The sequence below is a fragment of the Ruthenibacterium sp. genome (assembly GCF_017421385.1).
Classification (GTDB): domain Bacteria; phylum Bacillota; class Clostridia; order Oscillospirales; family Ruminococcaceae; genus Ruthenibacterium; species Ruthenibacterium lactatiformans.
This window is the reverse complement of the sequence record NZ_JAFOIN010000093.1, coordinates 1-10,348: the sequence shown is the minus strand read 5'-3', so window position 1 is coordinate 10,348 and position 10,348 is coordinate 1. Positions and strand designations below refer to the sequence as shown.

Below are 10,348 nucleotides of genomic sequence, written 5' to 3'. Positions count from 1 at the left end.
CGGCACGGCCAAGGCGGAGCGCAACCTGCACATCATCGGCACAAAGGGCGAGATCAAAGGCGTGTTCGACGATTCGGTGTTTACGGTGCGCACCATCGACACGGCCAGCGAGAGCGGCTGGCGCGAGGAAGTGGTGGACCTTGCCATCGGCGGAGACAAAAGCGGCATGACAGGCTCCCACGGCGGCGGAGACCTGCGGCTGGTGGAGGACTTTGTGCGCGTGCTGCAGGGCGAACAGCCGTCCATCTCCTGCACGAACATCAACGATTCCCTCAATGGCCATCTGGCTGTGTTCCGTGCGGAAAAATCGCGCAGGACTGGCACGGTGGCTGAGATGCCTCAGCTATAAAGAGACCTGTTTCGCGCTGCTTTCCCACGTGGCCAAGCGTCAGACAGATGTTTTTATTGCTGCACAATATTTCTGTGACTGCGCCCTTTCTTAGGAGATATCCGGGCCTTATTGAGCCATGCCGCTGGTACTGACATAAGTCTCATTGCACAAGAGCTGGGCACCATGCTTCTTTGTGATAGAATGGCGTGTGAGGCTGCTGACGACGCAGACGTTGCCCATGACCATGACGGTGAGCAGTAATCCACAGAATCCGAGTCATCGCTGAGCTTGCTATATTGAACCTGCACCATCTGGATATATGGATTTTCAGTCTCTTCGACGGTTTAAGAAACATTATGTATTAATAAGACAGAAATTTAAAAGGAAGATGGTGTGACCCGGTTTAGACGGATCACGCCATCTTCCGTTTTTGCGGTGAGTTCGGTGAAAGGCTGAGGCGCATCGTATATCTGCTCTGCCTTTTGGGCCGATTTTCTGTTCACCGGGCAGGCGCATTAAGCCCTGCCGCCGTAAAGCAAATATCGAAATGTTCCGAGAACTGTTTTTCTCTCTATGTCCCATCATCGCATCCAACTTCTGCTGTGCAAGTTTTGATTTCCGTGGAGCAAGATCATCGCAGTCCACGCTCTCCCGACCACTATCTGACTACTGATATACAAAAAATCCGCGGAACCTGCTGGCCTCCATCTCCCCGGGCTTTTCACCGCCCTTTACAATTAAGTGTATCCCAACCCAAAATAGCACGATTATTACCATTTAAAACCCTTTGTCACAGCTCTCAGACCCGGAAAGCCGCCGATTCGGTTCCAGCCGGGCGCACCAAAACAGCCCTCGGGAATAATTTTCCGAGGGCTGTTTTTCATTTTGCAAAGTTATGACTGTGTTTAAGACCTTTTAAGTTTTGTCAGGATGGAAACCACGCTTCTGACAGCCTCTTTCCTGCGCGCGTGGTATCCCCAGCGGTATCCGACTTCGCCGCATTTGTGCCAAAGCGACGCTGTAAAATATTTTCGATGCCAGAAAGGATTGCTTCCTCTCTCCAGCTTTTGGCGCAAAGCATTGGACAAATCTTTTGACCGTAAGGATGACAACGGTATTTTCGCCATCACTTCAGGAAGTACCATCAAGTGTGTCACTGTTGTTACCGCTCAAGCAGCTTGTCCTGCCGCTGCATATGCGTTTGAGTATGCAGCCGCCTTCTCCTTTCAGCAGGCTCCGATGCTTGTTCGGGTACGGGCGGATACTGTTTGGACGAATCCCACACAGGCCGGCCTGTAATGAAACTCACCAAACAGTATGGATACCGCATTTCTCAAGGTACGGGCAAAACGTGGAGCAAGCTCTTGATTTTAACAGTAGGAGTTTTGAAGAAATTCAACAAATCTTGTGATACAGCCGCCTGCTGAAAAACAATATTCGGAATATTTTTTGTATTTTCTCTCGGCGCAGCCACCCGTAAAAGTCAACTCCTGTATTATTTTTGACCCTGCGTTACGGATATATCTGTTGTGTATACTGCTTCCGTATTTTTCGCAAAGCAAAACACCAATATCAAAGCCAATAAACCGCCGGCCAGCTTTGTTGCAAAATATGCTGCAACGGCGCGTCCGTCTGCAACGCCAGCCGCAAAGGCCATTTGCCCGCCCAATACAAATGCCCCGGATACCGTAAACGCAGCCTTTATCATTCTCCCTCTGGCATCCATCCGGGGATACAGCGGCAGCATGGAAACACTTGAGACAAGGCTTGTCAAAAGCCCCAAAACAGCATATTCATTGACGCCCAGCCTGGATGCGGCCCACTCCAGCCACCGGCTGCACTTTGCCAGTACCAGCCTGCCAGCTACCAGAGAACCACATACGATAATGGTGATCTTCAGAATGATTACCAGCACTTCCTCCACTACGTCAGGCGGCATTACGGACCGTTCCGGTACAAACAGGCCCCACGTCATCCAGCAAAACAACAGGACCCCCAGCCTGCCTCCGCTTCCTTCATCCAGCGCTCCAAGCAGCGCAAAACACAGCAAAACGGCAATACACACATTCATCGTGCCACCGGCGCGCACGCCTTTTCCAGCCATGCACCTTCCTCTTTATTGAGATATGCGCCCAGTTCCCGAAGCACAGCCGCATGATAACGGTCCAGCCATTCCAGCTCTTCCCTGGTCATCAGCTCCAGCTTCAGAGGGCGCGTGTCAATGGGACAGTAGGTGAAGGGTTCAAAGCCATAAAACGCTCCATATTCTGTTTCACATACTGGCACGCACAGCAGTTCGTTTTCAATGCGCACGCCGAGTTTGCCTTCTTCGTAGATGCCCGGCTCATCGGTGACGGTCATGCCCGGTTCAAACGGCGTGTCATTTTTTGCGGAAAGGCCCTGCGGGCCCTCGTGGATAACCCCCACAAATCCCACGCCGTGGCCCGTACCGCAGCGGTAATCCAGGCCGCGCCTCCAGAGTGTTTCCCGCGCCAGAATGTCGATATGCATACCCGCGCTTCCCGCTTTGAACACCGCGCGCGCGGCGGCAATGTGACACTTGAGCACAAGCGTATACGCCTCCCGCTCCTCGTCCGTCAGCGGGCCCAGCGCATAGGTACGCGTGATGTCCGTGGTGCCGTCCCGGTATTGCCCGCCGCTGTCCACCAGCAGGAACCCGCGCGGCTCCAGCTCCGCGCTGGTATCCTCCATGGGGGCATAGTGCATCATAGCCGCGTTTGCCCCATAGGCCGCGATGGTTTCAAAGCTTGCGCCCAGGCAGTCCTTCTGCGCCATTCTCAGGCTCGTCAAATAGTTGGATGCTGCAAATTCCGTCCAGCCTTCCCCTGTTTCCATACGGCGGCGCAGCTCCATCTCGAACCGAACCATCGCCGCGCCGTCCCTGCGGTGCGCCTCTTTTTGGCCGGCTATCTCTGTTTCATCCTTCACGGCTTTGAGCAGCTGGATGGGGTCTTTACCCGCCGAGAGCGTCACGGCCCGGTTTTGGCGCAGCGCCCGCAGGAGGGTCCAGCTCGTACCCGCAGGCTCATACAAAAGCGCCATCGGCGTTTCCGCCGCAGCCAGAAAGTCCCGTATATCCCCATACGGATGCAGCGTTACTCCCTGCGCCTCCAGCACTGTCTGCACCCCGGCGGGCACGCGGCTCGTGTCAATGAACAGATGCGCCCCCTTCGGCTCCACCAGGCAGTAAGCGAGCGCAAACGGGTTGTACTCCACATCGTCCGCACGCAGGTTCAATAGCCATGCCACACTATCCAACCGGCACACCAGCATGGCGTTTGCGTTCTGCCGGGCAATCCTCTCCCGCAGGATATGCAGCTTTTCCCCGGCGGAAAGTCCCGCGCGCGACGGCTCCAGCAGCCATGCTTCTGTCGCAGGTATGGGCGGCCGCCCCTCCTGCCAAAGTGCGGAAACAAAATCGTGGTCACGCAGGACAGCTCTTTTTTCCGCCAGCGCTTTTTCCAGCGATTCCACCACGGACACACTGGTGCAGGCGCCGTCCAGTGCCAGCGTTCCGCCGGCGGGCATCCTGTCCGCCAGCCATTCCTCCACGGTGGGCACGCCGGGCTGGGCCATGCGCATCAGCGTGATTCCGCTGTCCTCCAGCTGCCGCTCCGCCTGGATGAAATAGCGTCCGTCCGTCCACAACGCGGCGGCTTCCCGTGTCACACACAGCGTTCCCGCCGAACCCGTAAAGCCCGACAGCCACGCACGGCAGCGCCAGCGGGCCGGCAGATATTCCGTCATATGCGGGTCGCTGGACGGCACATATACGCCGTCTGCTCCTTCCGCTTCCATAGCCGCACGCAGCGCGACGATTTTTTCCACAACCGTCATCGTCCGATTTCTCCTTTTTTTGTGGTCTGCATCCTTGCTATGCCCAGTATACCACCTTAAAAGCCTATGCAAAAGACGCCTTCATGCAGAAAAAGGTATCTTCTTTCTGCACGGAAAAGCCGGGCCGGAAATATCTCCGGCCCGGCTTTTAGCGGATATCCGTCAGAAGGCCATGCGCGCCCAGCCCTCTTCCCTCGCGGGCGGGAGGCCCAGCAGCCTGCGCCCGGTCTCAACATAATAGCGGTAATTGGCAAGCGGTACTCCGTTTGGGATACGGTGGTCAATGGCAAACACTGTGCCGCCGCCCATCAGAGGACCGGACATCTTGTATTCCAACTCCGCGCGGATGGCTTGGAAATCGCCGCGCAGTACAAATTTGTCAATGCCGCCTTTAAAGGCCAGCCTGGCGCCGTACTTTTTTCGCAGCTCCATCATATCCATTCCCGCCGCCGGTTCGCAGGGATACAGGCACGTCACACCGCAGGCGAGGATCGCGTCGATCACAGGGTTCATGTTTCCATCACTGTCCTGGGAGAATATCTTTGCTCCGTGGGCCCGCGCGCAATTCCATATTTTTTGATAGTACGGCTGCAAAAACGCTTCAATCTGCGCCAGGCCGAACAGAGGGCCGGACTTTCCCGCCATGTCCTCATGGATGCTGAGGCAGTCGATGGGGACGATCTCAGCCACACGCTCCATCACTTTTACACAGGTGTTTCCGATGGTTTCCAACATGTCGGCGATCAACTCCGGCTCCTCGTAGCATGCGATACACAATTCTTCCTCGCCCATAAGCTGCCTCGGCTCGTCGAACCCGCCGGGCACCCACTGGATCGTCAGATAGCCTTTATCGCGCAGTTCCTTTTGATGCAGCAGCGCCTCCCGGTCAATACGCTCCTCCGAAAATTCATACCAATGCTTGACCTTCAGCCAGTCGTCCATTGTTTTGACGGGATATTCCATCGGCAGTGGGATCGTAGCGCTTTGCCTGCACAACTTCGTTTTACGGCCCATCTCGTCCACAGAGACGGTAAATTCCGGCGTTTCCTCCAATACCCGGGGCGTCAGGCCTGTGATTGCCTCGCAATTGCCCGCAAGCGGCGCTTTGAGAACATAATCCCAATCGAAGGCCGTGAGGGCGATCTCCTTGGCGCTGGCTCCCTGCCTTTGCCATTCCTCTTCCAGACCGATCAGCAGGCCAAACAGCTCACAGAACATCTCTCTTCCTGTAAACTCAAAATTGCAGTGCGCGATATAGCGTTCCCTATCCCAGATCATACGTCCCATTCCTTTCGGTGTTTGCCCTCAGTTTACCGGAACGGCGGAAAAAGCCATGCAGAAATGGTTGAAATCTGGATAAAATTCCGCTATCATTACAAAAAACGGGCGTGTTCGGCGCAAAGAGGTGTACACGGATGTGGAAGCATCTGGAAGTGGAACTGGATTATCTGGTGCGGCGCGCCACCTTCTGCGGCTGGCAGATCGCGCCGCGGCGCATTTCCAATTATGAGCTGGTATATGTACTTCGCGGTCAAGGCGACATCTGCCTGGGCAGCCGGCAGTTTACGGTCCGAACAGGGGATCTTGTGTGCTTTTGTCCCGGCGTACTGCACAGTCTTTCCGTTGCGCGGCAGCCCTGCATGGAGTTCTACGGAGTCCATTTCACGCTGCCGTCGGACGTGGACCGCCTTCCGCTGCCCGAGGTTGCCAAAATCGAACCGCCCGGCAGGCTGGAGCCTCTGTTCAAATCTCTGTTTGAGATCTACAAGCAAAAAACATATCTTTATCAATGGCGGCAAAATGTTCTGCTCGAGCAGATCTTATGTGAAATACTCTCCGCACTGCATGGGGAAAATGCTCCCGCAGAGCTTATCCGTATTAAAAAAGTGCTGGAGCATATCCATGAGGACCCTGCCCGTCCGTTTACGCTGGAAGAGCTTACTGCCCGCTCCGGCGTAAAAAAGACGCTGTTCCTGCAATCCTTCCGTCGGGTGACCGGAACAACGCCCAAGCAGTATATTCTCGGGCTGCGGCTGGAATATGCGCGGGATCTGCTGCTGGAAACAGACGTCCCCGTCGCACAGGTGGCCGAACGCTGCGGCTTTTCCGATTCCTTTTATTTCAGCCGCTGCTTCAAAAACCATTTCAGCACTTCGCCCCGACAATATCGAAAGGAACACGCTTAGATTCCAAAAAGCCAATTTGCGCATGTTTTTTGCCAATTTCAGCAAAGAATATGCGCAATTTTTTTGTATTCTGAAGGTAGCGTTCCTCCCGCGGGAGAAACACGGAAAAAACAAGGGGGCCATAACTATGGAAAAAATCAAATTGGGTATCATCGGCGTGGGAAACATGGGCACCTGTCACATTGAGACGACAGCGCCGTGAAGCTGCCGCCCGAATTTTACACTATGTTTGCACATGCTTTCTTCTCACAACTGATGAAGCGTTACGGCGGCGTCATTTTCCGCCGGCTGTTTGTATCCATCCCGGTGGCGGCCGCACAAAAAACGCAAAGCTTTTTATCCCTCCTTTGGCGGCATGCTTGAGCCGGAAAACATTTTTTCTTTATTGAAACTCGGCCCGTGCGTTCATAAGGCCGGCTATGGAAGATCTGTTTCAACTGCACTTTTTCCTGTGCCGCTCAGCGCATCGAAAGTTCCTCAATGTAATCGTTATACCATTGTACGGCAGTTCTGGCCGTCCTGCGAAGCTGCATGCCCTTTCCGGCCAGCAGTACAAGGCGGTTGTCCGCTTCTCCCTGCCAGGGCGTCAGACGAACCTCCGGCCCGGTGCAGTCGACGTAAAAGATGCCCTCCGGCACGCGTACAAAGCCTTTGATACGCCATGTCTCTCCCGCAAGCTGTACAAGGCACTTTTGCAGTGCCGCAAAGGGCATCGTGGGACGGATCTGCAGCACCGCTTTTTGCAGGGTGATATCCGGCATGTCCAATACCTCATCCACATCCACATCCGGTACGATCAGGGAAAGCCATTCCGGCTCGAACCGCCCGAACTGCGTGCGGCGGATGCGGGCCGCCGGGTTGGCGCGCAGGATAAGCGCTTTTGCTTCAGCGCACTGCGCTTCGGTGGCAAGGTCTGTTTTGTTCAGAAGCACGAGGCTGGAGACAGCAAGCTGCCGGGGGCACGCCCGGGCAGTAGAGAAAACCTTTTCAAGCCGCGCGGCATCTGCGACGCACACGCTGCCCTGGTAGGAAACAGCGGGAAATTGGGCCAAAACCCGGCGCACGTTGGTGGGGTCGGCCAAGCCGCTGGCTTCCACGAGCACAACATCCGGTGCATCCGCGGCCGCCTGCTCCAGCGCGGCCTCAAATTGGTCCAAACGGCAGGCGCAGAAAATCGAACCGTTGCTGATCTCGTCCAACGCCGCGTCCAGCTCCCGCAGCAGCGTGCCGTCCACGCCGGCGCGTCCGAATTCGTTGATGATGAGCCGCAGCCGCCGGCCGGCAAACTGCCGGGCAAAATTTTTGAGGAAGGTGGTTTTCCCTGCACCCAAAAAACCGGTGATGAGATACAGTTCCATCATATCGCGCCTTTCTTAGCTGAAAAGAGGCTCTAGACCTCCCATTCCGTTTTTTGCAGCAGCGCACGGGCCTGCTCTGTGGAGAACCCGCGGTTGAGGCGCGTTTCCAGCGAATTGTCGCGCGGGTTCACGCCGCATTCTGCATAAATCTGGTTTGCACCGGCCATCAGGCAAAGCTCATCCGGCTCATGTACGCACATAGCGCGCGGCGGCCGGGCGGTGAGCGTGGTAACGGCGCAGATCTTGGCAAGCTGCGCGGCCGATATCTCGCCTTGCGAGCCCAACGGCGTACCGGGCACAGCAATGCGCTTCATCACGGCCATCACTCCCACGGGGTAATCACGAATGCGCAGCATTTCGTCGACCAGTTCCTGATGCGTGTGCTCCGGCCCGATCGGTTCTACACAATAATACAGCTCCAGCCCTGCCCCGCGCACGGCATCCATCGTGCGGATGCGCGCCTGCGGACGTGCATTCGTGTCGGTGCCCTCCCGCAGACGGTGGATATGGTACACACCAGTGAATCCCGCCTCTTTCAGGGCTGCAGCATAGGCCGGACCAAAATCCCCCACATTGGCAACAAGGCGCATCTGCGGGGGCAGCACTGCGCGCACTGCCCTGCCGTATGCCAGAAATTTTTCCTGGGGGAATTCCGCGGTCGTCATCAAAAACAGGTCTTCGATCCCGCTGGCAGCCAGCTCACGCGCCAATTCCACCGTCTCTTCCAGCGTTTTGATGCAGGCAGGCTGGCCCCTGCGCGCGTCTGCGGCAAGGCTGCAGAATTTGCAGTTGACGCCACAGGCCTGGGCGTCAATACCGATTTGCGCAAAAATAACGCCACGGCCACGGAACGCTGTGCGCGCATACGCATTGGCCGCACCCAGCAGTGCATAATATTCCGCACTGCCGGTGGCCACCTCCAACAGGCGCAGTGCGTCCTGCCGCTCCAGCAGCGCGCCTGAGCCTGCTTTGGCAAGAATATCCTCTATCATATGAAACACTCCCAACCGGCCGCCCCTGCAAAAAAGCGGCGGACAACGCACATCCGCCGCTTTTCCCGACGGGAAAGCCGTAAATCTTAAAATGTACGCCCGGCCGGGCTGCTTTTACAGCACCTCGCGGACAGCGGCCTCCAGCTCTTCCTTGCTGGGAATGATGGAAGAAAATTTTAGTTTGCCGTTGATATAGATGCTGGGCAGGTTTTTCACACCCATCTTTTTACAGCGCGCAATATTTTCCTTGAGCGTGAATTTGTATTCCACCATATCAATGGCGTCCCCGAAGGTGTCCTTTGCAACATTGGCCGCGCCCATCATATAGGTGCAGGCCGCACATGTGGCGGAATCAAGCGTAAACACCTCTATGAGCGGACGGGGCAGATTTTCGTAATCCGGCAGCTCCACCGCAATGTCGTCCTCGGCGGCCACATAATTCTTCACCATCTCCCGGACGGCTTCCGTTTCAAGCACAGCCTGCGCAGCGCCGATGGTGTTTTCCACAGGTACGGCATAGGGCATATCACAGCCCGGCGCGACAATGAAGTTTTTATATTCCGGCAGCTGGGCCAGAAGATCCGCCACGAATTTCATATTATCCTGCTGCGTGCCGTGAAGCATGATGGACGTAAGCGGGATATTGCCGCCGATGGCCACATTGTATTTATCGCAGATGGCCTTGGCTGCAAGGATATCCACATTTTCGTCCACAGAAATAGAATCCGGCGCGGTGCGGCACATCACCTCGATATTGCGGGTGGCATTGCCGCACACAAAAAAGGAAGAGAACGCCTGTTTTTCTTCACGCAGATAGCGGAACAGTTCAGTGTAGGGTGCGGAGAGGAATTCTTCAAAGTGATCCGACGAGATCTGAGAGACCAGAGGGTCCACTACGGCAATCACATCCATACCTGCGTCCAGGTAAAGATCGCTCATGCGCTTGGCACAGTCCGCACAGAAGCCCAGCAGGTCCTTCACATAGTCCTCGTCGTCGAACATATCCATGAAGATATCATTGCCGCGCAGATGGCTGGCCAGTGTGAACGGCCCGCACAGCAGCCCATAAAGGGCGGTGGTATCTCCCACGGCCTCTTTCATGCGGCGCATGGCCGAAAGCACCATGGGCATGCGTCCGCTTTCGGCTGTGGGAAGCGTGCAGCGGCAAGGCACCGTCATCGTGTCGGCCAGAGGATGCGAAGAAACGGAGGGCGGGCAGTCGTCGGCCCACACCAGCCCGCAGCCCAGTACCTCGGCCTCCAGCTGAAGATCGAATACAACGGGCTGTCCGTCCGGCTTGTACAGCCGGTTCACTTCCAGCAAAGCACGGACGAGCGTCTCCTCGTCTGTGAGGACCTGTGTGGCGGTGGCACCCACCAGCGCGCCCGCGTGGACGCCTGCAAAGGGGACCCACGGCGCGCGCGGAGTAGGTTCGTGGCGCAGCGTTTGAAAAATCAGTTCTTTTCCGGTCATATGCAGTCTCCCGTTCATGCGGAGGCGCGGCAGAGAGCGACGGCGGCGTCGGCGGCGCTGGCGGCGTCGGCGGTGTATTTGTCCGCGCCGATCTGCTCACAGAAAGCCTCGGTGACAGGCGCGCCGCCAACCATGATCTTCACCTTGTCG

7 protein-coding genes and 1 pseudogene are annotated in these 10,348 nt (G+C 56.4%); 2 read left to right on the top strand and 6 right to left on the bottom strand.

From position 1 onward, the window contains the following. Positions 1-349 (top strand): annotated as a pseudogene (locus tag IIY41_RS11770) (Gfo/Idh/MocA family protein); the annotation flags it as partial. A 1,477-nt stretch (positions 350-1,826) separates the two neighbouring features. Here the strand turns inward: IIY41_RS11770 and eutH are convergent. The 3 genes from eutH to IIY41_RS11755 form a co-directional block, all read right to left on the bottom strand. Next, the gene (gene eutH, locus IIY41_RS11765; protein ID WP_155201793.1) at positions 1,827-2,435 is read right to left on the bottom strand and encodes an ethanolamine utilization protein EutH; all 609 of its coding nucleotides are present in this window, start codon (positions 2,433-2,435) and stop codon (positions 1,827-1,829) included. Further along, on the bottom strand, positions 2,399-4,189 hold the full coding sequence (locus IIY41_RS11760) for an aminopeptidase P family protein (RefSeq protein WP_287400864.1): 1,791 nt from the start codon (positions 4,187-4,189) through the stop codon (positions 2,399-2,401). Before IIY41_RS11760 ends, eutH begins: the two co-directional genes overlap by 37 nt. Before the next feature lie 162 nt (positions 4,190-4,351). Beyond that, positions 4,352-5,467: a uroporphyrinogen decarboxylase family protein gene (locus IIY41_RS11755; protein ID WP_287400862.1), complete on the bottom strand. Its 1,116-nt coding sequence runs from the start codon at positions 5,465-5,467 to the stop codon at positions 4,352-4,354. Positions 5,468-5,604: 137 nt separating this feature from the next. Between IIY41_RS11755 and IIY41_RS11750 the strand changes: the two genes are divergently transcribed. Next, complete coding sequence (locus IIY41_RS11750) at positions 5,605-6,375, top strand: AraC family transcriptional regulator (RefSeq protein WP_154522875.1); 771 nt, start codon at positions 5,605-5,607, stop codon at positions 6,373-6,375. A gap of 458 nt (positions 6,376-6,833) precedes the next feature. Here IIY41_RS11750 and IIY41_RS11745 read toward each other — a convergent pair whose 3' ends face one another. From IIY41_RS11745 to IIY41_RS11735, 3 genes are all read right to left on the bottom strand, one after another. Further along, positions 6,834-7,736: a CobW family GTP-binding protein gene (locus IIY41_RS11745; RefSeq protein WP_154522871.1), complete on the bottom strand. Its 903-nt coding sequence runs from the start codon at positions 7,734-7,736 to the stop codon at positions 6,834-6,836. A gap of 29 nt (positions 7,737-7,765) precedes the next feature. After that, the gene (locus tag IIY41_RS11740) at positions 7,766-8,725 is read right to left on the bottom strand and encodes a biotin synthase BioB (protein ID WP_055079515.1); all 960 of its coding nucleotides are present in this window, start codon (positions 8,723-8,725) and stop codon (positions 7,766-7,768) included. A gap of 114 nt (positions 8,726-8,839) precedes the next feature. Beyond that, complete coding sequence (locus IIY41_RS11735; protein WP_050006690.1) at positions 8,840-10,198, bottom strand: uroporphyrinogen decarboxylase family protein; 1,359 nt, start codon at positions 10,196-10,198, stop codon at positions 8,840-8,842. Positions 10,199-10,348 lie beyond the last annotated feature (150 nt).